At 35.7% G+C, this 24339-nt stretch carries 22 protein-coding genes and 5 pseudogenes; 16 read left to right on the top strand and 11 right to left on the bottom strand.

Annotated elements, in window-relative coordinates:
* The first annotated feature begins 31 nt into the window (after positions 1-31).
* Positions 32-271, top strand: coding sequence for a hypothetical protein (locus V6B33_RS14600; RefSeq protein ID WP_334218488.1), 240 nt, complete (start codon positions 32-34; stop codon positions 269-271).
* A gap of 2 nt (positions 272-273) precedes the next feature.
* Positions 274-957, top strand: coding sequence for a Crp/Fnr family transcriptional regulator (locus V6B33_RS14595; protein ID WP_334218487.1), 684 nt, complete (start codon positions 274-276; stop codon positions 955-957).
* A 190-nt stretch (positions 958-1147) separates the two neighbouring features.
* Here the strand turns inward: V6B33_RS14595 and V6B33_RS14590 are convergent, their stop codons facing one another.
* On the bottom strand, positions 1148-1759 hold the full coding sequence (locus V6B33_RS14590) for a thioredoxin family protein (RefSeq protein ID WP_334218486.1): 612 nt from the start codon (positions 1757-1759) through the stop codon (positions 1148-1150).
* Positions 1760-1851: 92 nt separating this feature from the next.
* Positions 1852-3300, bottom strand: a complete 1449-nt coding sequence (gene pdxR, locus V6B33_RS14585) for a MocR-like pyridoxine biosynthesis transcription factor PdxR (RefSeq protein WP_334218485.1) — start codon at positions 3298-3300, stop codon at positions 1852-1854.
* Between the two features lie 509 nt (positions 3301-3809).
* Here pdxR and V6B33_RS14580 point away from each other — a divergent pair.
* Together V6B33_RS14580 and V6B33_RS14575 are read left to right on the top strand one after the other, a co-directional pair.
* Positions 3810-4253, top strand: coding sequence for a carboxymuconolactone decarboxylase family protein (locus V6B33_RS14580; protein WP_334218484.1), 444 nt, complete (start codon positions 3810-3812; stop codon positions 4251-4253).
* A gap of 200 nt (positions 4254-4453) precedes the next feature.
* A pseudogene (locus V6B33_RS14575) lies at positions 4454-4558 on the top strand (nitroreductase family protein); the annotation flags it as partial.
* A 346-nt stretch (positions 4559-4904) separates the two neighbouring features.
* On the opposite strand, the pseudogene V6B33_RS14570 reads toward V6B33_RS14575, so the two are convergent.
* Positions 4905-5024, bottom strand: a pseudogene (locus V6B33_RS14570) (TetR/AcrR family transcriptional regulator); the annotation flags it as partial.
* Positions 5025-5810: 786 nt separating this feature from the next.
* On the opposite strand from V6B33_RS14570, the gene V6B33_RS14565 reads away from it, so the two are divergent.
* Both V6B33_RS14565 and V6B33_RS14560 read left to right on the top strand, forming a co-directional pair.
* The gene (locus V6B33_RS14565) at positions 5811-6713 is read left to right on the top strand and encodes an NAD-dependent epimerase/dehydratase family protein (RefSeq protein WP_334218483.1); all 903 of its coding nucleotides are present in this window, start codon (positions 5811-5813) and stop codon (positions 6711-6713) included.
* Positions 6714-6916: 203 nt separating this feature from the next.
* A complete protein-coding gene (locus V6B33_RS14560; protein ID WP_334218482.1) occupies positions 6917-7711 on the top strand; it encodes a cyclase family protein in 795 nt (264 codons plus the stop codon).
* A 617-nt stretch (positions 7712-8328) separates the two neighbouring features.
* On the opposite strand, the gene V6B33_RS14555 is transcribed toward V6B33_RS14560, so the two are convergent.
* Entirely contained in the window at positions 8329-8955 is a 627-nt protein-coding gene (locus tag V6B33_RS14555) for a TetR/AcrR family transcriptional regulator (protein WP_334218481.1), read from the bottom strand.
* A 414-nt stretch (positions 8956-9369) separates the two neighbouring features.
* On the opposite strand from V6B33_RS14555, the gene V6B33_RS14550 reads away from it, so the two are divergent.
* From V6B33_RS14550 to msrA, 4 genes are all read left to right on the top strand, one after another.
* A complete protein-coding gene (locus tag V6B33_RS14550) occupies positions 9370-9840 on the top strand; it encodes a hypothetical protein (RefSeq protein ID WP_442915538.1) in 471 nt (156 codons plus the stop codon).
* Between the two features lie 630 nt (positions 9841-10470).
* Positions 10471-10911 carry an OsmC family protein gene (locus V6B33_RS14545; protein WP_334218479.1) on the top strand — a complete coding sequence of 147 codons (441 nt, stop codon included), beginning with the start codon at positions 10471-10473 and terminating at the stop codon, positions 10909-10911.
* 326 nt (positions 10912-11237) lie between these two features.
* Positions 11238-11384, top strand: coding sequence for a hypothetical protein (locus tag V6B33_RS14540; RefSeq protein WP_334218478.1), 147 nt, complete (start codon positions 11238-11240; stop codon positions 11382-11384).
* Between the two features lie 69 nt (positions 11385-11453).
* On the top strand, positions 11454-12413 hold the full coding sequence (msrA, locus tag V6B33_RS14535) for a peptide-methionine (S)-S-oxide reductase MsrA (RefSeq protein WP_334218477.1): 960 nt from the start codon (positions 11454-11456) through the stop codon (positions 12411-12413).
* 973 nt (positions 12414-13386) lie between these two features.
* Here the strand turns inward: msrA and V6B33_RS14530 are convergent.
* On the bottom strand, positions 13387-13620 hold the full coding sequence (locus tag V6B33_RS14530) for a TetR/AcrR family transcriptional regulator (RefSeq protein WP_334218476.1): 234 nt from the start codon (positions 13618-13620) through the stop codon (positions 13387-13389).
* Positions 13621-13957: 337 nt separating this feature from the next.
* Here V6B33_RS14530 and V6B33_RS14525 point away from each other — a divergent pair, with 337 nt between their 5' ends.
* From V6B33_RS14525 to V6B33_RS14515, 3 genes and pseudogenes are all read left to right on the top strand, one after another.
* Positions 13958-14878, top strand: coding sequence for a ketopantoate reductase family protein (locus V6B33_RS14525; RefSeq protein WP_334218475.1), 921 nt, complete (start codon positions 13958-13960; stop codon positions 14876-14878).
* Between the two features lie 793 nt (positions 14879-15671).
* Positions 15672-16284: pseudogene (locus V6B33_RS14520) on the top strand (ring-cleaving dioxygenase); the annotation flags it as partial.
* Between the two features lie 68 nt (positions 16285-16352).
* Positions 16353-16613, top strand: a pseudogene (locus tag V6B33_RS14515) (flavin reductase family protein); the annotation flags it as partial.
* Here V6B33_RS14515 and V6B33_RS14510 read toward each other — a convergent pair.
* Both V6B33_RS14510 and V6B33_RS14505 read right to left on the bottom strand, forming a co-directional pair.
* A pseudogene (locus V6B33_RS14510) lies at positions 16584-16725 on the bottom strand (IS5/IS1182 family transposase); the annotation flags it as partial. The pseudogenes V6B33_RS14515 and V6B33_RS14510 sit on opposite strands and share 30 nt — an antisense overlap.
* Before the next feature lie 134 nt (positions 16726-16859).
* Entirely contained in the window at positions 16860-17207 is a 348-nt protein-coding gene (locus V6B33_RS14505) for a hypothetical protein (RefSeq protein WP_334218474.1), read from the bottom strand.
* 307 nt (positions 17208-17514) lie between these two features.
* On the opposite strand from V6B33_RS14505, the gene V6B33_RS14500 reads away from it, so the two are divergent.
* From V6B33_RS14500 to V6B33_RS22065, 3 genes are read left to right on the top strand one after another with little or no spacing between them, the layout of a single operon-like run.
* A complete protein-coding gene (locus V6B33_RS14500; protein ID WP_334218473.1) occupies positions 17515-17652 on the top strand; it encodes a hypothetical protein in 138 nt (45 codons plus the stop codon).
* Between the two features lie 21 nt (positions 17653-17673).
* Positions 17674-18021, top strand: a complete 348-nt coding sequence (locus tag V6B33_RS14495) for a hypothetical protein (RefSeq protein WP_334218472.1) — start codon at positions 17674-17676, stop codon at positions 18019-18021.
* Positions 18022-18035: 14 nt separating this feature from the next.
* Positions 18036-18296, top strand: a complete 261-nt coding sequence (locus V6B33_RS22065; RefSeq protein ID WP_442915537.1) for a transposase — start codon at positions 18036-18038, stop codon at positions 18294-18296.
* Between the two features lie 480 nt (positions 18297-18776).
* On the opposite strand, the gene V6B33_RS14490 is transcribed toward V6B33_RS22065, so the two are convergent.
* From V6B33_RS14490 to parC, 4 genes are all read right to left on the bottom strand, one after another.
* A complete protein-coding gene (locus V6B33_RS14490; RefSeq protein WP_334218471.1) occupies positions 18777-19235 on the bottom strand; it encodes a staygreen family protein in 459 nt (152 codons plus the stop codon).
* A 48-nt stretch (positions 19236-19283) separates the two neighbouring features.
* Positions 19284-20072, bottom strand: a complete 789-nt coding sequence (locus tag V6B33_RS14485; protein WP_334218470.1) for a hypothetical protein — start codon at positions 20070-20072, stop codon at positions 19284-19286.
* 98 nt (positions 20073-20170) lie between these two features.
* The gene (locus V6B33_RS14480; protein WP_334218469.1) at positions 20171-21598 is read right to left on the bottom strand and encodes an alanine/glycine:cation symporter family protein; all 1428 of its coding nucleotides are present in this window, start codon (positions 21596-21598) and stop codon (positions 20171-20173) included.
* A 305-nt stretch (positions 21599-21903) separates the two neighbouring features.
* The gene (gene parC, locus V6B33_RS14475; protein ID WP_334218468.1) at positions 21904-24336 is read right to left on the bottom strand and encodes a DNA topoisomerase IV subunit A; all 2433 of its coding nucleotides are present in this window, start codon (positions 24334-24336) and stop codon (positions 21904-21906) included.
* Between the last annotated feature and the right edge of the window lie 3 nt (positions 24337-24339).

Genomic DNA, 24339 nt, shown 5'->3' with positions numbered 1-24339 from the left:
AGCAACAATAGAGGAGAGGATAAGACAACTAATGATGAAAAGGAAGAGTGAGGAGGAAATGGTTTTATATATATTACCAAGCTGTTGGAAATGCCAAGAAGTCATCAAGCTATTTACCCAGCTAGAAATAAATGTGGAAATAATCAATGTTTTTGATACGATGAAAGTAGACCGAACCTTAACATTGGATAAGGGGCTACCAGTTTTAGTGGAAAATAATGAGTGGCTAGATTATGAAATGATTATGAAACGGTATAACAAAGGAGTGTAGACATGGATAAACTCAGGCTTCTTTCACAAATTAATTTACTAGATGAGCTACCGGAAGAAGAATTAAAGAAAATAGACGAAGTGACGCTAACTGTACCTATTAAAAAAGGTACCATTATCTTAAGTCCGACTCAACAAATGAGGTCGTTATTTTTCTTAAAAAAAGGACAGGTACGTTTATATAAGATATCTTCAACAGGAAAGGAATTCACGGTTGATCTTTTAAGTGAAGGTAATGTCTTTGGAGAAACCTCTAGTTTTTCCTTAACAGAGTCTGATATTTATGCAGAAACGATGGTCGATTCATTTGTTTGTACGCTAACCAAGGAGCGATTTGAAGAGTTTCTTCGTCAAAATCCTGATATTGCGTTAAAGCTTATAACCATCTTGACTTCGAAACTAAAAGAGATGTACCAAATAACGGAAAGTATTGCTTATAAAGAAGTCAAATATCGAATTCTTTTACTGTTCATGCAGTTGAGTAACCGTTTTGGTGTAAGAAGTGGGGAATGGCAAACAGTTGGGGTCAAAATCACCCAGCATGATATCGCAAGTATGATCGGGTCATCAAGAGAGACCGTTAGTTTATTTTTAGGGGAATTAGAAAAGGAACAAATCATTACCAGAAAGCCATTAAAAATTAATACAGTTCTGGCTATGGAACTATATGGGGTGGAAGAGGGATAAATGATATCTACTTTCATATTATGTTCATAAAAATAAGACGCTGGGGTTAACCTCAGCGTCTTATTTTTATCGATATATAAATTTTGAGTAATGACTTGAAACATTAAAAAGTTATTAAATTGTTTTAGATAGGGACTTAGTACACTTAGGGCGTACGTCATGTACTTCTTTCCTTAACAATAGTAAAACTTTATCCCAAGTCTTTTATAGAGGAAAAAAGTACAGTTAATTCTTGCAGTATAACATTCTGATAGTGAGTCGAATGATACAACTCACCTATATCTCCATATACTTTTCCTATTTTTTCTTTGTAATCAGGAGCTCCCTTGTCAGGATTGGAACTTTTAAATCGATCCATGACAGCTTGAATATAGGCAGGACGAGCTCCCCACCTCCCCAATACATTACCGTTTTTATCCAGAATGACAGCAATCGGTTGGTTACGAACTCCATCAGTCAAAAAATCGTCCATAGTTTCCAGGTGTTCTTCCATTAATAATACTTCTGTAGGAATGTTGCATTGTTCCATAACCCGGAAAAGAACCGGGACATTCCATATAACGTCTGGGCACCAATCGGTACAAAGAATTAAGCAATAAAGATCTTGAGAATTATGAAAAGAATTAAAGAACCAGTTATCCGTTTTATTTTCCCATGAAAAATTTTCATAGTTGTATAAAAATTGGTCCTTGGTATTTAAGATTTTGCTTTGCTCCATTACTCGAATTTCCATACTGTCAATAAACTGTTGAGGAGTTATTCCAAGCCCAAATTTATGTTTTAAATTTATTGTTTCGCCCATCTTTATCTTCATCCTTTCAAAAAAACTATCATTTATATCATTTCAATAATAGAACTAAACTGACCATTAATAAATAGTCAGTTTAGTCCTATTTAAAAAGTCAGATTAGCGTGAGGGTTACTGTTAAGAAGAAAGGGTAACCAAGCCTTCTTTAATAACTCTATTCCTTTTTCCATGTCTTTCTCACTCACACCAGCGAACCCTAAATACAATCTTGGGAAAGGATCAGTCCTTGTGGTCATCCACATGTTTTTAAAGTCATAAACCATTATTCCCTCTTCAGCTGCTGATTTTATTAAGGTCTCTGTGGATTGATTCGCGTTAACCGTGATTTGTATATGAAGGCCGGCATTTTGACCAGTAATTTTTACATGGTTTTGAAAATTTTCATGAATAAGCTCAATTAATTTTTGATGCTTTTTACGATATAATTTACGTACTCTGCGGATATGCCGATACCAATGTCCTTGTTCTATAAAAGAAATCATTGCCCATTGGGTGATTCGAGAAGGGGCGGATGTGAATTGATAAGAACTTTCCTTCAATTTGTTCAATAACTTTTGTGGCAATACCATGTAATTCATTCGTAACGCTGGTGTAAATACCTTGGAGAAAGTACCAATATATATCACTCTGTCATATTGATCTATACTTTGTAGAGAAGGGATAGGCTTTCCAATATACCTGAATTCTCCGTCATAATCGTCTTCGATAATAAATGCATCTTTATTAATTGCCCACTTTAACAATTGTTCCCTTTCTGAAAAAGGCATAATACTTCCTGTGGGAAACTGGTGTGAAGGAGTGATATAAGCAAGTTTTGCGGATCTACCTTCTATATCATTAACTGAAATCCCTTTTTCCCCTACTTGGATAGGTAATACTTCAAAACCATTCAATATAAATTGTTGACGTACCAAGTTATATCCTGGTTCTTCAAAAGCTATTCGTGAATTATCGTTAAACAGATGGCAAAGTATTCGGATACTATCAGCTATTCCACTGCCTATTATGATTTGTTCAGGAGTGCAGTGCACACCTCTCGCTTTAAATATGTAATCTGCTAATGCTGCGCGAAGTTTAGATTCTCCTTGAAGATCACCATATTTTCCAATATCCATTGAAAAATTTTCAAGAGCTTCTTTCAACATCTTATTCCATGTTCGAAAAGGAAAACAATGTGGGTCAACAGCAGAAGGATCAAAATCAATTGTCGATTTAGATTCAAAAGGTGGACAGTTAATGCCTTTAATTTCCTGATCAGCATAGAGTTCATATTGTTTGGTAGGCAAAACAGCTCTTGGATTTATTGCGTAAAAACCCGATCGTGGCTTGCTAATTACGTATCCTTCAGCGATTAACATTTGAAACGCTGTTTCAATTGGCGTTTTACTGATATTCAGTTGCATCTGTAATGATCTTATAGAAGGCAGGCGCATACCATTAGTTATATCTCCATTTCGAATGGCGTCTCGGATGTGCCGATATAGCGTAAGATAAATGGGTGTATTTTGTTCATCTTTTATTAAAATTTCAAACATCTACTTTCACTCCTGAATAATAATTACTATTTCAATTTTTAATCTTTAATCTATTATATAAAGAGTCATGAGAGTATGGAATTTTGAATACTTTGTTGTTACCATGTTGCCTGGTCGATAAAAGAGGGAGGTATCAATTTTTTTAAATTATCATCATTCTTATTTTTGTTGGAAAAATTATTTTTATCCACAGATTTCATTCCAATTAATTCATTTAGGAGAAGAAAATGTTTGTCACAAAAGTACTTGAAGATGTAAAAATGCAACTTTTTGGACATAATAAGGAAGATATCGAATTTGGTTTAAAGAAGAGTAAGAAGCTCCGAATTTAACATTGACGAATCCACTTGGCCAAAAGTGTCTCCTGTCTAGAGAGCTTGGAATCTCCGAGCAAATGCAGTAAATTAATACAAAAAGTGAATAAGGATTTCGGATTCAGGTAATTATTTAAGTGAATATTCAAATTAATAATTTATTGATTGAATAAACTTTTTGAGGAGGAAATAAAATTGACACAAAGAATTGATTATTACAATGTAGCACCAGACGCGCTTGACATCATTGGGAAATTGGATAAGTATACGGCAACTACAGGTATAGAGCGTAAACTTCGTGAACTTATTAGACTTCGTGCTTCTCAAATTAACGGCTGTCCACTTTGTATGTATATGCACACAACAGATGTCATGAAAATGGGTGAAACAGAAGAAAGAATATATTGTATTAGTGCTTGGGAAGAGTGTGAGTTCTACACAGAAGCAGAAAAAGTAGCTTTAGAGTTGACAGAGCACGTAACGTTAATCCCGACAAAACGTGTGCCAGATCATCTTTATCAACGAGTGCGTAACCACTATGACGAAAAACAGTATGTTGACCTTGTTCTAATAATTAATCAAATTAACACTTGGAATAGAATTGCTATTGCAATGGGGCAAACAGCAATTGAAAAATAATAACTTTCAGCAATCCTCCTATGGAATTTGTTTGGGATACATATAATATTATTTTCAACAATTTTTTATTAATTTAAAATTATATTGATTTCGAGATATATTATATTAATTTGAAGTATTTTAGAAATAGGAGGTAGTAAAATTATGACAAAAGATTTCTACACTACACTTGAAGAAAGACGCTTTTACTATGGAATTAATCTAATTGGAAGCTTATTGCGCAAATGCCATTTGGTAATCCAATAGCTACATCAGGTGAAAAAGAATTCCAACCACTTGAAGATCGTGTGAAATTTTACAAGTAATTAACAGTTATGTATATAATGTATTCTAAACCAGTATCCTAACCGATCTGGTTTTTTCATAATGAAACTTATAAAGGTATGTTAAAGTAAGTAGAAAAATATTTAATTGGTATTAAATAAACGATTGATAACTTACAAAAGTTTGATTAAAATCTTGATCATCGACAAAAAATGCATAATGTTTTCGCTTCGCAATGTCGATGCCTGCTACGAGTGTTTGTTCGGTGAATTGGTTTATTTTCTGATTTTGTTTAAACCCCGTATCATACCAAGCGGGCTCTCTTGTATTCAAATCCCCGAAAAACCCTTTCTCAGTCTGATAAATAATTACGGCTTTATCCAGCTCTCGCTTCTCCTTGAAATAATGGTATAGCTGGGACGAGCTGACTTGAGCCTCTTTTTGCACATCCCCTACGCTTGTACCTGAAACACCATTCTCAAACATCAATTTGGCTGCAGCAGAAATGATTCGAGAGCGAGTCTCTTCACCCTTTTCGTCAGTCCATGTTTTGATTTCCTAGCTTCATTTTGTTTTTCCATATAATTAGTATATCAAACAATAGGTTTTACAATCCAAATTGAAGGGCATTGAAAAAATGGATTGAATACTCTAAAAAGGGAATGGACAAGAAATTATTAATCGATTCTTTAAGTGATTTTAAGATGAATAATTCGTATCGGGGGATCATATTATCGCCTCATGGGCTTCCTTTTAATTTAATTTGTGTGAGCCAATTATAATATAGAGTCTGTCCCAAATGATCGTTAAATGAAGATTCTTTTGGGTCATTTTTTATTTTTATTTTATTTTTGGTTTTTGTAACTGGAACTGAGATCCCTTTTTAGACAGGTTCAACGTCATTTCATAGTCTATACTTTAATAACCTTCTTCAGTAGATAGGCCTGCATTGTAAATCGTGGAGTACAGACGGTAACAGATATCCCAAAAGCAGGAGGGAAGCAGAGTTTGTGCCGAGGAATCTTTGTGATACGACGAGCGCATGCACTTGGCCAAGGTGGATTATCTTCTTCAATAAAATGGAGTTGACACTCCAAAAAATATTGTTATGATCGGCTTATTTAAATGGAGTTGACACTCCAAAAAATATATAGTTTCAACAGACAACCTTGATAATATGAATCAAATGGTTGAAAAACATAATTTTACTTCCCAATTCTGTCTGATCAGGATTTAAACGTAAAAGAGGCGACATTTATTTTATCCAAATTTGAAAATGAAAGAAGGGCTTTTATGGAAATTCTTGTTATGGGCGGCACAAGGTTTTTTGGTCGCCGTTTAGTCGAGTTATTACTTGAAGATGGACATGATGTAACCATTGCTACTCGTGGCCAAACTTCAGATGATTTTGGGGAAAAGGTAAAAAGAATTAAAATTGATCGTACAGATCAGAGTTCAATGATGCGAGCCTTTGCAAATCAGTACTTTGACGTGGTCTATGACCAAATTTGTTTTAATCCAAGAGAAGCCAAAATCGCTGTTGAAACATTCGGCAACCGTATAAAACGTTATGTCTTTACGTCGAGTATGGCAGTGTACGGTCATAAAGAAACTGAAATAGTGGAAAGCGATTTTATCCCGGAAGACTACAAAGTTAATCTGGATGCTGACGATTATGCCTATGATGAAGGAAAACGCCAGGCAGAGGCTTATTTTTTTCAACATGCTGCATTTCCAGTGGTAGCTGTTCGTGTAGCGATGGTGGTATCGGGAAACGATGATTTTACAGGCCGCTTTGATTTCTATGTTGGACATGTGGCAAATGGGAAATCCATTGGAGTTTTTGAGACAGAACATCCGATTACCTATGTAACATCATGGGATATTGCGGACTTCCTCAGAATGATGGGTGTGAAGTCTGATTATCAAGGTCCGATTAATGCTGGAAACAGCGGATACCTCAGTATCCAGGAGCGTAGTCGTGAAATTGGAAAGTTATTAGGTGTTTCTCCCCAGTTTCATGTAGGACAATCCAGTCCTGATGATGCAATATTGTCGCCTTATGCTATGTTTCCTTATACTTGGAAACTATCGAATGCAAAAGCAAAGTCGTTTGGATACGAATTTTTAGATATTCGAAAGGTGATCCCATTGATGGTTGAACAAAGTGCCCAAAGGCTGGGGATCAAACAATAAGACTATCATCATAATTTCATAGTATTGTCATTGTTCCAGAGCAGTTATGGATTCCTTGATGAAACATCAAATCATCATCAACATAAGTTCAATGGTTGGTGATGCAGGGAATCCTTGTCAAGCGAATCTTCGAGATATATAACTGCCAAAACAATTCATGTCGATGGTGGAATGATTACCTGAGTAAAATAAGGAGTGACAAAATGAGAGAGACGGTAAAGAGAAATGGAAAAAGTATGACCCTGATTGATTTGAGTGATAAGTTAAAAAATAGTACATCAGAATTCGAACCAAGCCCTCATAAAATCAAATACTCCGCTCACAAACAAGCGGTAAGAACTACTAAGAAGTTATTAGGGCTCTGGAAGGAGTATTGGTTAGAAGGAGAGGGGTGGGCGGTAGAAGATGTTAAGCTTTCGACTCATAGTGGAACGCATATTGATGCACCTTATCATTATGGATCAACTATGGAAAGTGGAGAACCAGCACGAACGATTGATGAAGTACCACTTTCTTGGTGTTATGGAGATGGTGTTGTACTGAGTATGAGTCATAAGCAAGCTGGCGAAGCCATTACGATTGATGATTTACAAGCTGAACTTAGCCGAATTGACTATAAACTGAAACCCTTTGATATTGTATTGATTCGTACAGATGCTTCGAAATATTTCGAAAATAAAGGTTATGAATTCCGACATCCTGGTTTGATTCGATCATCTACCGAATGGTTAGTGAATCATGGAGTAAAAATGATAGGAATCGATGCTTGGGGCTTAGATAGACCCTTTAACATATTAGCAAAAGAAGCATTGGAGGGGGAAACTCAGTTTTGGGAAGCCCACTTGTATGGACGAGAAAAAGAATATTTGCAGATCGAAAAACTAACCAACTTGGATCAACTACCCAAACCATACGGGTTTAAGGTTTCAGCCTTTCCAGTTAACATCGAAAAGGCAAGTGCTGGTTGGGCTAGGGTTGTAGCTATAATGGAAGATTAAAATAATTCATTAGGTTTTATGCCAACTTCACTTTTCTTATTAGACTTAGTGACAGGGTAATTGCTCAAGTCTTTCCATTGCTTCTTCTAATATTAGTAAGTTGAAGTTTTTTCTCTTTTTATCAGGTATTCTTGAGGCATGCTATATTCAAATTATGTTATTGCCAAACGAATTAAAGATCATGTGATATTTCTATACCTGACGAACTACGGGCATCAAAACCCATTATTGTATAACCACCTTCTTGCGGAAATAATAAAATCTGATAGGATACTATAAATTAGTTGCCGAACTAGGTGGATTTTTTGGTAAATTAAAGAGTAGCATTCCTGTAATACGGGAAAATGGAGTTTGAAAAAATAACCTCCTGATAGTATGAGAAAATCCTGAAGTTGGGCAGCAGAAAGGACAAAACTCATATATCAGGCGGATTTAAAATAAATCATAACTAATATAAGAAGATTGCTCAAACTACTCCTTACACCCTGATTATAGGGTGGATATTGCGAAATTTAAGCATGTGGCATGTGCCCAGGATTTGAGGTTAATGGAGCTTGACAGGTGTTGTGTTGATCAACTTCTGTTTCATTATTTGTAAGCTTGATGCGAATACTTTATTATTTTTTGAATGAGTTTATATGTTCAATCATCGTATCTAACGCAATAATAATTGGTTTTGGATCTCGACGCACTTGAGTTAGCAAAAGGCCTCCTTGAAGTGCTGCAAGTAGTGCAATTGCTAGTTTATCAGGATCAGCATTTGAATTTAATTCACCTTGATTAAGCATGTAACGTAAACCTTTTCTTATACTATCTTCCCACTCAAAGAAACTAGACATAATTTCCTGGTGTGCTTCTGTATTAGTTTCAACTAATTCACTTGCAAGTGACCCTAAAGGACATCCTCCTTTGCAATTTCGTTTTATTTGAATATCTACAATAAAATCCCTCCACGCATATAGGGCTTCGAATGAGTCAAGATCACTAAGGTACCGTCTATGGTTTCCAATTACTTTTGAAGTTTGATATGAAATAACCTCCAGTACCAACTCTTTTTTTTCTTTAAAATAATGATACATCTGTGATGAACTTATTTTTGCTTTATGTTGAACATCTTCAATTGTAGTTCTAGCTACGCCCTGTTCATACATCAAATCTGCGGCCGCTACAATAATTCGAGAGCGGGTTTCTTGCCCCTTTTTTGTAAGTTTGTGTTTTTTAGTTATATCTAACGGATTATTCATATCTGTATTATAACGTAAAAACAATTGATATTGGTACTAAATAAATGGATTTGTATTTCGTGAAATGGAATTTTTATTTAAGTAATCAGTAAATTTTGGAACAAGATTATTTGAAAGAGGAGTGGATGTTACGTTTTTGGTAAGCATGCCAATATTTATCTAAACTTAGCTTAGAAACTGTAATCTAGTGTGCAACAATTGGTACGGTCAAACATATGCCTAATATTTAGAAATGAAAAGTCATCCACTGTATTTTTCTTACATTTTTTACTTGGAGCTGGACATTCTAAGTTACATTAATGGAATTTTAAATTTAAATATCACAATAAAAAACTAATAGGTTTTTTATGAATAATGATTAGTGCAATATTGTCATAATCATCCTAGACGAAACTTGATAGGAGCTTGAATAAGGTGTCTAACCCAAAAGAAGTATTACTATGGAGTATTGCCCTCCCTGGCTTTGGTCAATTTTTAAATGGCAAACTAATAAAAGGTATTGTTTTTGTATTTTTAGAATTCCTTATAAATGTAAATGCAAATTTTAATGTAGTTATCATTTCAAGCTTTCATGGAGAAATCGAAAAAGCCATTTCTCAAACTGATTACTTGTGGTTAATGTTTTATCCTTGTTTATATTTTTTTGCCATGTGGGATGCATTTAAAGATGCTGGTGGAGGAAATAGTAAATATTCTTATTTACCATTCGTTTTTAGTGCTTTCATTGTAACGGTGGGGTGTATATATTCATCAACTTTCAAGATATTTGGATTTATATTTGGTCCAATCTGGCTACCAATTTTATGTGTAATACCAGGAATTTGCATCGGCCTTTTATTAATGAAAGCAATTAAAACAGCTGTTGAAAGACAAGAGAACCATTGAATTAAATTAATTTTTTTTAAATTGACAGGAAAATATACCTGAGTTAAATTAATTTTAAACATGAGAAGGTTGAGGTTGAGACTAAACATAGTATTTCTAATCCTATATAAAGTTGGTACAAACAACACATTTCCCCTTGCAGATAATTGATATTTACATAAATTTCCAAACATTACCCCCGAAACAAAAAACAATACCCAAAAATACTGGTCCTAATAATATTCCAAAAAAAGTTAACGTTTAGAGAGTGAAAATTCCTAATGTTGCCCCAACAACGAAAGGAAGATAAGAGAAAGGAGGATTATCACACTGAGCCTCTTTCACTGCATCATACATGGCAAATACGTAAACATATGGATAAAACAAAAGCCCCTGAAAGACTGTAACTTGGATAGCTTCGTGATTTTTCAGTTGAAACTAAGCATGATATTAGTATTAATTAATAGCTGCCCAAAACCCGTAATCGCGATAATTATATGTCAATTTATATCAGGTGAAAAAGTGTTTAAGACTTAATAACAAATAAATAGAACTGAACTGATTTTAGGATTTTTTGTTAGTGTATGAGGTAAATAAATGTGTATAAAATAATAAAGGCAAAATTAATAATCGGATGTCGGAGGAATTCATATGACATTAGTGGCATACAAGTCAAGTTCAATAACAGAAAATAAATCAATTTTAGTACTATCCGAAAATCACCAATATCGTATTGACGAGACAAATACTTTAGAAGGGAAAGACAAAGGAACCAATCCGCTTAATGCCTTTCTTGGTGCTTTAGCCTCTAGTGAAACGATAATTGCCAATATGATTGCTGAAGAATTAAATTTTAGTCTAAAAAGTATCGAAATTAATATTGAGGGACAATTGGACCCTGAGGGGTATAAGGGTGACGTTACTTTAAATCCAACCTTTCGTGACATAATCTTATATGCAGAATTGGATACAAATGAATCTGAAGATAGAATTCAAGAACTTAAAAAAATGACTGCTTTGAGATGCCCTATCTTAAATATAATAAACGGAGAAAAGGTAAACATTAAGATTATTTGGAACAAAAAGAATTAACAATATAACCCATTTTATCTAAATTATCTCTTTATTTTCATGTTATGCTCTTTATAATAGATGATAAATTTATTAGGCAATGGTTTTGGTGGACTCAATAACAGTTAAAAAATCTGTATGGAATAACAATTATATTGAGGGGGAAAGTTAATAATCAATATCGAAAATCATTAAGAAAATTAATAAACATTTTCTTGTTTGCTTTCCGCCATTTGCTAAGATTTCAAACGAACATAATGGTGAAAAATTAAATAACCTATTGCTAAGATATATCGTTAAGATTTTATTGAGTGAAATTATGAATTCTAATTATTGGAGGTTTAAATATGAAAGATCAAAACCCTATTGAGTATTCAAAAAAATTCTTGGATAAAAGAAATGATCTTACTGGTCCTAGCGATGCAGAGAGAAGATCATTTCCTAAGCCACCAAAACATGTATCTATTCAACAGTCTAATATAAACAATCAATAATTCTTTCCAATTTAGTTTAAAACAAAAGTATTTTCATTAAAATGATTGAAAAGCAGGGGGGAATTAATAATGATAAATGCTGAAAAGGCTACATTTGCTGGTGGATGTTTTTGGTGCATGGTTTCACCATTCGAAGAGTTACCTGGCATAATAGATGTATTATCGGGATATACGGGAGGCCATAAAGAAAATCCAACATATGAGGAGGTATGTTCAAATCAAACTGGACATTATGAGGCAGTACAAATAACATACGATCCAGAAAAATTTCCATATCAAAAATTATTGCAATTGTATTGGCAACAAATAGATCCAACTGATCCGGATGGACAGTTTAACGACAGGGGAAACTCTTATAAAACAGCCATATTTTATCACACTGAAAATCAAAAAGCACTGGCGGAAATATCCAAAAAGGAATTAGAAAACAGTAATAAATTTAAGAAACCAATCGTTACTGAAATAAAACCTGCTACAATATTTTATCCAGCTGAAGAGAAACATCAAAAATATCACAAGAAAAACCCTTTTCATTACAACCTTTACAAAGAGGGGTCTGGCAGAAATTCATTTATTAGAGAAAATTGGAAGGACGGAAATGGAGAAGTGATCAATAAACTAACCCCTCTTCAATATAACGTTACTCAAAAAAATGCCACAGAGCCCGCTTTTAATAATGAATTCTGGGATCATAAAGATGAAGGGATTTATGTAGATATAATTTCTGGTGAACCATTGTATAGTTCTTTAGACAAGTATGACTCAGGTTGTGGTTGGCCAAGTTTTACCAAACCTATTAAGATAAGCGAAATTAAAGAAAAAGCTGACACATCTTACGGCATGAGGCGTACAGAGGTTAGAAGTACTAAATCTGACTCTCATTTAGGACACGTTTTCGAAGATGGACCTGAAGAACATGGTGGTTTAAGGTATTGTATAAATTCCGCTGCATTAAAGTTTATTCCAAAAGATAAATTGGAGGAAGAGGGATATGGGGAATATTTACATCTATTCACTGGAAAATTCTAGAAGGATAATTGGAGTTTAGATATTCGAATTGGAAGAGAAACACAATGAAGGTTTATATATCGAAACATTAAATACGAATATTACCCATCAAAAATATTAAAATTATCTGTATTTGATTGTGTGTGGGAGTGGAAATATTAGAGAAAAGCCCAATCTTAAAGATGACCAAAAATACCATAGTGGACTAGGTTGGTGTATAAAAATGTACTAAACCGCAAATATTCCCTTATTTGAAGGACCAACTTTTTTATTCAGAAGTTGGTCCTTCTTTTGCACTGATTTGTTTAAATTGTTTCACATTCTAGAAACAAAATTTTTTGTTTATTGACTTTCAATTGCCTGATTTTCGGTGAAAACGTTCCACCTCTTCATCCAATGGTGAGAAAGTCTTCGCTACTTTATAAATAACTGGTTCGAACTTGGCTATAGTCAACGCCTCCTCAAGAAAAGGAAGAGGACTCGGTACGCATTCCGATAAACCATTCTCAAGAACACGGTGGAGTGTATGATTCCTTATCAATACACTCGATCCAATTAAATCAATTATGGGTTAATAGAATTAATAAAGTATAAATATAATGGAATGAATTCCGTACAATGGTGACCAAGCCTTGTTAATTTGATTCGTATGTCCTCATCTGTTTTTTGAAAATGAATTTATGTGTTCAAGCATTGTATCTAACGCGTTGATAATTGGTTTTGGTTCTCTCTGTACTTGTGTCAGCAAAAGGCCACCTTGAAGTGCCGCAAGTAGTGCAAGTGCTAGTTTATCGGGCTCGGCATTTGAATTTAATTACCTCGATTAAGCATATAACGTAAGCCGTTTCGTATACTACCTTCGCACTCGCAAGTGACCCTAAAGGACATCCTCCTTCACAATTTCGTTTTATTTGAATATCTACAATAAAGTTCCTCCAAGCATATAGAGCTTCGAATGAGTCAAGATCACTAAGGTACCGACTATGGTTTCCAATTACTTTTGAAGATTGGTATGAAATAACCGCCAGTACCAATTCCTTTTTTTATTAAAATAATGATACATCTGTGATGAACTTATTTTTGCTTTATGTTGAACGTCTTCAATTGTAGTTCCGGCTACCCCCTTTTCATACATCAATTCTGCGGCAGCTACAATAATTCGAGAGCGGGTTTCTTGCCCTTTTTTTGTAAGTTTTGGTTTGTTAGTTTTATTAAACAGAGTCTTCACATCAGTATTATAACTCCAAATTATTGACAGTGGTACTATTAAAATGCAGTTTGTAATTCAAGAAAAGAAATTTTTAGACACTGAACTAATAAGAGTATGACTGTCACATGTAAACAAATTCAAATAAATTGAAATATTCTAAAATATATTATATACTTTTGTTACGTTGAATTTTTGGAGTGAATATTCCATAAAAATGATATGGTTATTATCCGGAGGAAAATTCTATGAAAGTGAAGTATAAGGGCATTGCCTATAAGCAAGAAATTAAATTATTTAAAAGAGAAATTAGTAAGTCAGTAAAAAAAATAATTTGAAAAATTAAGGAGTGTATCTTATGAAAGTATTGGTTGTTGGGGCCGGAGCAGTTGGAGGATACTTTGGAGCACGATTATATGAAAGCGGAGTGGATGTTACGTTTCTGGTAAGAAAGAACAAGCAATTGTTAATAAATGAAAGTGGAATAAATGTACAAAGTGTACACGGAAATGTAAATATATTACCAAAAACGATAACAGCAAGTTATCCTCCAGAAGCTTATGATGTAATACTAGTTAGTACTAAATCTTATCACTTTGATAGCGCTGTCGTAGATATTAAGCGCTTCGTGGGTGAAAATACAGTTATCATTCCTTTATTGAATGGTATTAGCCACCTCGATATTCTATTAAATGCCTTTCCAAATAATAATGTCATGGGTGGTTTATGCTTTATCGAATCTACGAAAAACGGGGAAAATGAAATTATTCAAACTAGCCCTGCTCATGACCTAGTATTTGGAGAACTATCAGGAGAAATTACAGATAGGGTTAGATCTATAAGGAAGGTATTTTCAAATACAAAAGCATCGATACGTACCAGCGATTCAATTATTAGGGATATGTGGGTTAAATATTTCTTTATAACATGCTTTTCAGGAATAACTACCTTATTTCGTTCTAATATTGGGTTCATTAGGGAAGATAAAGACGGTTTAGAAATGATCAAAAAACTCATAATTGAGATTGGACTCATAGTGAAAAAACATGAAGTTCCTCTTCCTGACAATATTGAGGAAAACCAATTAATGAAAATAAAAGAAATTTCAGAGAATATGAAGTCTTCAATGCTTCGAGATATGGAAAAAGAGGCTGATATAGAAGGAGAACACATTCACGGATACCTATTAAATCTTGCTAACAAATATCATATCGATACGCCATTATTGAAAATCATTTATTTAAATTTAATGGTGTATAAAAAACAATTAATAAAATAAATAAATATTTAAAGAACTGAATTGTTACTCGAATTAAAGACTCCTTAAAATTGTCTTTGATTCGGGTATTTTTATACCGTAAGATTGGTGCTTTTTAGGGAAAATGACCCTCTATGATTGGATGGATGTCTTAAATGGATATGACTTATTATCGAGGGAATTATTTTTAACTCCAAAAAATACAAACCTTGAAAAATCAAAAATTAACGGAATTTGAAGAAAACTTATCTTTAAAAGTTTTATTGTCTTATAAAGGAGGTTACAATCAATAAAAAAGCGAGTTGATAAAGACTAAAGTGTCTAGGATTAAACCCTGCCTTCTTGGAATTAATCTACATTAAAGGCGAACAGTCTATACAAAAATTTAGAGTATGAAAGAAATCTTTCGAAAACATAAATCCTACATACAAGAAATATTCGGCGGATTAGATATACAAGAAAGGGAAGGCACAATAGAACAATTAAAAAAACTTGGTTTTCACGTTGAAAACATAATATTTTTTAATTATTTTGAATTTGAGATAAGTAAATACGAAATAATAATAAGTTTAATTTGCCTTTGTGAATATGCATGTTAGTAGAATGACAGACTTTGAAGAATTGGTGAAGGTTAACAAGTAATTTCCTTCCAGGATATCATATTTCGGAACAAGAGTTAAATGACATATATATATGAATTGGTAAATTAGTTCCGATAGCTTAATCTGCAGCATGGGAACTATATAACAGTATTTGTTGAAGGTGTAAGAAGAAGTTATACGAAGCGGCCCAGGGGCAATAAAAATTATTGAGTTTTTTATGCGGTGTTCTACGATTACGTTTAGTAAAAAAATAATAAATTTTGATGATCGGTACCTATCATTTATATTTCGGAGATGGAGATGGAAAGCCAGGAACTATTATTACTTTCTTTCCATAGGCAGGGACACGGCAAGGAGTCATTTTTGGAAAAGAGGTTAGATAAATTTAAAGTTGCCTACACTAAGATGCAGCGCTTTGGAGAGAATTATTTAGAATATGTTGATCCATACGGGCTTCGTTTGGAAATTGTCTAGAGAGAAGGAGGGAGGGTAAATTCATGGTAGTTTGGAAAAATTACACCTCATGTTGCAATCAAGGGATTTGGTGGGGCAACACTACTATCTAAACAACCAGAAAAAATTGCTGAAATACTATAAAAAATATGGGACTTGAGAAAATCGGGGAAGAAGTAGATCTTGTTCGATTCCGCTCATCTGCTGATATTGTAATGTAATTGACCTTAGCGAACTACTACAGTCAGTGGACAAATGGGTGTTGGGAGAGTTCACCATATTGCCTGGAGAACTCATGATGATAATGATCAATTAGAATGGCAAAAGTATATTGCGTCTAATGGTTATGGTGTAACTCCAGTTTATGAACAATACAGAGAGCAGCTTAAACGCAGTTTGATCCGATAAAGGTAAGAAACCTCGACTAAACTTATAACTCTATGCTTTCAATTAATCCTGATTCATTTTCTGAAAGAGAAAATTACAAATTTTTGATCGGAAGCATTATACCTTGGCCAATTGCGTTTGTAACAACCAATTCTGAATACAGCATTTTGAATGGTGCACCTTTTAGTTATTTTAATATCGTATCTTTTCTGTCTCCCATGATCTCTTCATCTATACAACGAGTGAATGGGAGACAGAAAGATATCTCCAGATTTCTAAACAATATTATCTTTGACCAAGTCATAAATAAAATCCAAGTCAATTGCTCGTTCCACCTTCCTAACTAGATGATCCTCTTGAACCAATTGATCTAATGCAACAAGTTTTAATTTAATTTCTTCCATCCTCAACGTCTTTTGATAACATTTTATATCCCTCACTAAAAAATTGATTCCATCCCAATATACAAAAAAAATTGTAGACTTGTCTAATTCTCAGGCTTTGTCTACAAGCTGAAGCAACTAGTTATATTGACTGGTTGCTTTTATTGACTTACTTCACTATTTATTGTTTAAAATGTAAGTGGCTCTGTCCGTTTTTATTGTTAGAAATCCTTGAGAGACTTCAAACGATAAAAGTTGTCTGATTGGTAACTCATAGCTATTTAATGGTAGAGGAGGTGTTCCATTCGGGTAAACGACGGTTCCTTTTCCTTTTAATTGGATTGTGTAAGGGTCAACGTAGTCGTCTTCATCCCTCACTTGATGCACGATTTCAACGTCCTCTAATGATAATGTATTCCTATCAATATCATCTTTCTCCTGCTTGTTTATGGAAATATTCGTGCCCTTCCAGTTATTCAATTCCTTTAGAATTGACTGAATTTGTTCAATAGTTTTTTCTGTCATAAAGCTACCCCCTTAATTACGTTTCATTAATATTGTTATCAAACTTAGCCAAATTATGACTGATCATTTAAACATTTTAGAAAGTGATGCTTTATTTCATGGGAAGACAGGAGAATGGGAATGCTAACGCTCAGCGTAATAATAATGCCTAAGCTCAAGGGAAAGTAAATTATCCTGATAGTTTGATCAATATGCAGAAATTGGAGCAAAAAAAGGAACTCTTGAGTTGCTTCTATTTAGCCCCTTAACTCATTTGGACACCTTATTCAAAAAATATTAAGATAGATGTATCAAAGGAGGAGTCCAAATGAGTAAACGTAATGGACCAATGGAAGATGTTAAAAAACAATACGGTCGCATGGCTTTAGAGTCTGGAAACATGGCGTTTATCGGTCGAAAAACAGGGGTGAATAAATCGACTCTTGCTAATTGGGTAAAGCAATAACGTGATGAGATTGAAGAGCAGATGAAACGAGAAGGTGTGTCTCCTTTATCTAGAACCACTTCGGAAGACGATATTCAAAAGAAATACGATCATGCGATGAAGATTCTTGGTGAGAAAGAATTTGAAGTGACCATGCTTCGTGAAATGCTAAAAAAAGTTTCCGGACTTTCCGAGCGAATAGAATTTTCACATAAATGGATCCTGGCAGGTTTTCCCGCGACCCGTGTTCCAGCCATTGCTTCTGTAAAGCGAAATACGTATTACTATAGGTTGTCTCATCCATCGGTAAAGCGAATGTGCACGGGAGGAAGACCTATCCCAGGATATTCCCGAACCAAGAAAGGCAAAAAGTTAAAGATCAAAAAATAATAAAGGAATACTTAATGGAATTAATTGAAGGTAGAGAAGTTGTATATGGCTACCGAAAACTCACCAAATCCTTACAGAAGGTCTACCAATTAATCATTAAAAAGAAGAAGGTTTATCGCTTGTGTACTGAGTTAGACATTCTTATGCCACAACGAGAGAAAAAATCAAAAGTATATGAGAAAAAGTTAATGTCTGGACTTTTTATCTTTATTTTTATGTCACTCGTCAAGCTTCCTGACATTTGTAACATAGGGGACGTTTCCTTTAATTTTTAGTTAACATAATATATATTCTAGGAACCTAAATAAAAATAGTTTATTCTGTCTCATATCAAAAGTATACTATTAACATTGAGACAAAATAAAAAATTCGTTTTTATCAAGCATATATTAAGTTTGATTTGTCTGGATCACTTTTGGATTATCGTATTTGATCTAGTGAGTCGATCCATTTAAAGCGTATCTAATTGAAAATCCAGCTGAATGAATTTATATGAACCTAAATCTAAATATGTTTCTCCCAAAAAAAACAATATGTGTGATTCTGTTGGGATTCGATTCCATCTTCAAATGAATCGTGTCCTATTGCATTAAGTTTACATAATATCATTTCAACTCTAACATTTCGTATTGATTTGGCATTCTATTCATTCCCCTATAAGTCCCTTCTCTATCTTTTGTAGAGTACTTTTTCCAGAAAAGAATATTTTATGGATAAAAAAATGCATAAAGGGTCTCCTGCCCTTTATGCATGCTTCATTTCATTAAGTATTGCCTAGGGGTTCCGAAATAAATAACCTGATTAAATTCGTTGAATATTGACTCGAAATAGATATAAACAGGAGCATCAAGAAGCCAAGGATAATACGTATAAAACCCTTTATCGCCATTTACGAAAGCATATAATGCAAGCGGAAGTTCCTTTTTGAAGATCATGAATCGAATCTGGGATAGTTTCTCATCAAACTCCCCTCCGCTTACATATACCTTTCCGAAGAGTGTGTATTGGCCAAGTTCACGCCGCCATTCCCCGAGCACTTCATCCCTCATTTTCGCGTTCAAATTTGCTGCATCGTACTGAGAGCCTATACTTAAATATAGCTGCCCGGTTGTATCAGAGTGAGTTAACTTGTACTTTCTGTTGTCAATCGGATTGAAGATTGAAGCCGGCGGCAAATAGGTGACAGTTAGCTTTTCAGGATTGAAATCACTCATTTATAAGCCTCCTTCAAATTTGGGCTTATAGCAGTGTATGTCAATCGCCTATCTTCCGTGCTTCTGCAAAGAGTCCTCCTGCCATTTTATTTCAATCAAGATCCATTTGTTGTTTTCATAGTACCAATAAGACACTGCTGTGCCGATACTGTCAGCTTTATAAGCACCACTGATTTGCTGGTAGCCCTTTAACCCTTTCCCTGTCTTTCCTTTGATTTTCACAGGTTCGTAAAAGGCTGTGGGGAGAACCATCAATTCCATCGGTTCATTTAATTTTCCATCAGTATAGATGCCGAGCCGTTCATAATCTTCCTGACGGTCGCTTAAGTCGATCGTATACGATTGACTGGTGTCAGTGAATGTAATAACGGATTTATAGTTGTCTTGAAATTGAGCCTGGATTGTTAGCCCTTCAGGCAAACCAAGATCCTGCAATTTATTATCAGAAAGTGTATGCAAAGCCGTGTAATACAACCCGCCGCTCCCTCCTGTTGCAGTTGAAAACAGTAAATCCTTTATTCCGTCATGGTTCAAGTCAACAAATTTTATTTGAGGTTCATATCCGCCTTCGTAGTCGATGCGCATTTCACTGCCATTGGATGTTGTGATTTCTGCCCACACTTCTTTCAAAAATAATGCATCGGGTGAGTATGGAATGGCATTCAGATTGATTTTATCTTTTTTCCCATCTCCGGTTACATCTATAGAGTAGGACTTTACGGTCAGTTGATTGATCTCAGTCTGTTCATCATGATTTTCTTCTGAGAAATTTCCAGCGATTGTTTGTAAAGATAAAATGAAAAAAGCTCCAAAAGCAAACAATAACTCTTTACGCACAGTATCCCCTCCTCGGTAATCATTCTCTATTATCATCACCAATTAAGGAAAAACTATGTAAAAAGACCAACTCAATTTATATGAGTTGGTCTTTGTCATTATGGATTCTCTGATTTGGTTACCGGTTTCTCTTCCCAGCATTCTATCCCCTTCAATCCTTTAATGGAATTCGAATAGAATACAGGATCTTTCCCTTGTTTCTTCTGTGAACGGTAGTCTTTTAACGCAGCAAGGGCAATTCTTGTGAGCAATGTGATGGCGATAAGGTTGATGATGGCCATGAGCCCCATGAACAAGTCGGCGAGTCCCCAAACGACGTCAAGCTTCACGACTGCCCCGAAGATGACCATACCGATCACGGCAAGTCTGTAGATTAACAGGGCAGCAGGACTGTACTTGATGAATTCAATGTTTGTTTCACCATAATAATAGTTACCAATGACGGAACTGAATGCAAACAAGAAAATTGCAATCGCAACGAATGTGTCAGCCCATGGACCAACATGGAAGCTTAGTGCAGCTTGGGTCAGTTGAATACCATCGATTCCCGCAGTATATTGGTCTGATAGAATGATCATAAATGCAGTAGCCGTACAAATGATCAATGTATCGGTGAACACACCAAGAGTCTGGATCAAACCTTGTTTAACGGGGTGCGAGACACCTGCAGATGCAGCTGCATTAGGCGCACTACCCATACCTGCTTCATTGGAAAATAGCCCTCGTTTGATACCCATCATGATAGCCGCTCCAACGCCGCCGCTTACAACTTCCCTGAATCCAAATGCGCTCTCAAATATAAGGGCAAACATATCAGGAAGCAGCGTGATATTCGAGATCAGAATGTATAAGGCTAGAATGATATAAAGGATCGCCATGACAGGAACCAGTATCTGTGTAACATGGGCGATCCGCTTGATTCCTCCAAAGATGATGACAGCCGTCAATACCGCTAAAATGATTCCAGTAGTTAAACGATCAAAGGAATAAGCACCTTCCATTGCAAGTGAAATCGTATTGGATTGTACGGAATTAAACACCAATCCAAAACAAAAAGTAATAATAACAGCAAAAAGTATTCCCATCCAGCGGGCGTTCAGCCCTTTTTCCATGTAATAAGCCGGACCGCCGCGGAATCCGTCTTTTCCATCTTTCACTTTATAAATTTGAGCGAGAGTACTTTCAATGAAACTTGTCGCCCCTCCTAAGAGAGCAATCAGCCACATCCAGAACACAGCACCGGGTCCTCCACCGGCAATCGCCGTGGCAACACCTGCAAGATTTCCTGTACCAACCCGCGATGCCGTACTGATTGTGAATGCCTGGAATGAGGAAATCCCTCTTTTCCCCTCTGCTGAAATCGTTGTTTTATCTGTCAGTAAACGTCCCATTTCAGCAATATATCGAAACTGTACAAACTTGGTGCGAAGTGAAAAATAAAGTCCAAGCCCAACGAGACCTGCAATAAGAATATATGACCACATATACTCATTTAACGTACCGATAATGGTGTTAAATAAATCCATAGATGAATGCCCTCCAGTATGTAATAAAATGTAAATGTATGAACCTATGTATGTTTACCCCAAATGACACTTTTTTAATCTATCAAATAAACATTTTTCTATCAATTGCAAATTACATATTGATGTAAAATTATTTAATGTTGTACAATCATGCATTATGATTGTACAACAATCCAGTATATAAATTCGTTTTATATACAATATAGTCAAATTGAAATGTACTTACAGCTATTTACGGGATGGCAATGTCATAGCGGTTTATTCCATAAAAAAACGGCTAAGGACTCCTTAGCCGTTTTTTCGAATCACTCGTTATTTTCAGTTGGTTTAACCCAAGTCTCTGTAACCGGGCCGCTTTCAGCTTCATCAATCACGAATGAACCATTGGAATACCGGTCATTCGCCCGTAAATCCGAAATTTTTACATTTTCGGTCTTTCTTTTATTCGTTATCAGTTCTATCGTATCAGTGTCCTTGACCACTTCGATACGAACGACCCGATGCGGATTGGATTTAAGTTCCCTGAGCATGATGACTCCGCGTTTGGCCCGCGTAGTCTTTTCAAATTCTGAGAGCTTCATCTTTTTCACTGCTCCGCGGTGAGTGACGAGGAATACATACTCTTTAGCCGGATCACTCACCACTTTACCTGAAACGACATAGTCCTCATCTTTAAGATTAATCCCTTTGACTCCAGCCGCTCTTGGACCTACGATGCTGACATCTTCTTCAGCAAACCATAAACCATAGCTCAAGTTCGTGGCAAGGAAAAGATCTTGATTTCCATCTGTCAGATGTACATCAACTAAAGAATCATTGCCTTTGAGGTTGATTCCGACAAGTGGACGGGAATATCGCTGCGCTTTATATTGAGAGAGTTCAGATTTTTTGGTCATGCCGTTTCTGGTAACGAACAGAAGGTATTTTCCTTCATTGAATTCCTTGATCGGAATCGCTTTTAATACCTGTTCATCGCGATCGATCGGGACGATATTCCCTACATGCTGGCCAAGATCCTTCCAGCGGATATCCGGTAATTCATGTACAGGACAGTAGATATAGTTCCCTTTGTTGGTGAAGACCAGAAGAACATCAGTTGTATTCATCTCATACTGAGCAAGCAGCCTGTCCGTTTCTTTCATGGCAAGATCCTGACCATTTGATGCAGAGTATGAACGAAGGCTCGTCCGCTTGATGTATCCATCACGTGTAACTGACACCATAACGTCCTCACTTGCAATCAATACTTCAAGATTGATTTTGATTTCTTCAATTTTTTCTTCAATCTGTGTACGGCGTGCATCTGCAAACTGTTTTTTGATCGCTTTTAATTCTTTTTTGATGACACTGAATAACTTGTTTTCGCTTTCTAATATGCCTGTTAATTCCGCGATCAATTTCTGAAGCTCTTCGGCTTCACTTCTTAAAGCAGTAATGTCAGTATTGGTCAATCGGTATAACTGGAGACTTACGATTGCTTCTGACTGGGCTTCAGTGAATTGGTACTGATCGATTAGGTTGTTCTTCGCATCCTTCTTATCCTTTGAAGCACGGATGGTGGCGATCACTTCATCGAGAATAGATAGAGCCTTCATCAACCCTTCAACAATATGCTGACGGTCGCTCGCCTTCTTCAGGTCGTGCTTGGTACGATTTGTAACCACTTCTTTTTGATGTACGATATATGCGTCCAATAACTGTCTTAGTCCCATAAGTTCAGGGCGGCGTTTATGAATTGCCACCATATTGAAGTTATAGGAAATTTGTAAATCACTGTTTTTATAAAGATAATTCAGGACGCCATTGGCATCTGCATCTTTTTTTAATTCTATGACGATCCGGAGTCCTTCGCGGTCTGTCTCATCCCGGACTTCGGCGATGCCTTCCACTTTGCGGTCCAATCTGAATTCATCCATCTTCTTTACAAGGTTCGCTTTATTCACTTCGTAAGGTATTTCCGTGATAACGATTTGCTGTTTGCTTCCTCGTATATCCTCTACTTCAGCTTTTCCGCGTACAACGACTTTTCCTTTTCCAGTCTCGTACGCTTTTTTGATTCCTTCCACACCTTGAATGATTCCCCCGGTAGGGAAATCGGGTCCTTTCATGACAGTCATAAGATCATCGACTGAACACTGCGGCTTTTCAATGCGCATAATGGCCGCATCGATTACTTCACCTAAATGGTGTGGCGGGATATCGGTTGCATATCCTGCTGATATACCCGTCGAACCATTTACAAGTAAATTAGGGAACCGGGAAGGGAGGACGGTCGGTTCACTTGAAGTATCATCAAAGTTAGGGATGAATTCGACCGTATTCTTATCGATATCACGCAGTAACTCCATTGAAATAGCTGAAAGTCTGGCTTCTGTATAACGCATCGCAGCAGGCGGATCGCCATCGATGCTCCCGTTATTCCCGTGCATTTCAACAAGATAGTTGCGTACTTTCCATGTCTGACTCATTCGCACCATGGCATCATAAACGGAGGTATCACCATGGGGGTGATAGTTACCGATTACATTTCCGACTGTCTTTGCTGATTTGCGGAAGCCTTTTTCTTGTGTGTTCCCATCTACATACATGGCATAAAGGATCCGTCGCTGAACGGGTTTCAGTCCGTCCCGGGCATCTGGTAACGCACGTTCTTGAATAATGTATTTGCTATATCGTCCAAATCGGTCGCCAAGTACCTCTTCAAGAGGCAAATCTTGATATCTTTCTACTGTTGTCATGCT

It is taken from the genome of Mangrovibacillus sp. Mu-81 (genome assembly GCF_036867415.1).
Taxonomy (GTDB): Bacteria; Bacillota; Bacilli; order Bacillales; family Bacillaceae_B; genus Rossellomorea.
The sequence above is the reverse complement of the archived record's forward strand: the minus strand, read 5'-3'. Positions and strand labels throughout refer to the sequence as shown.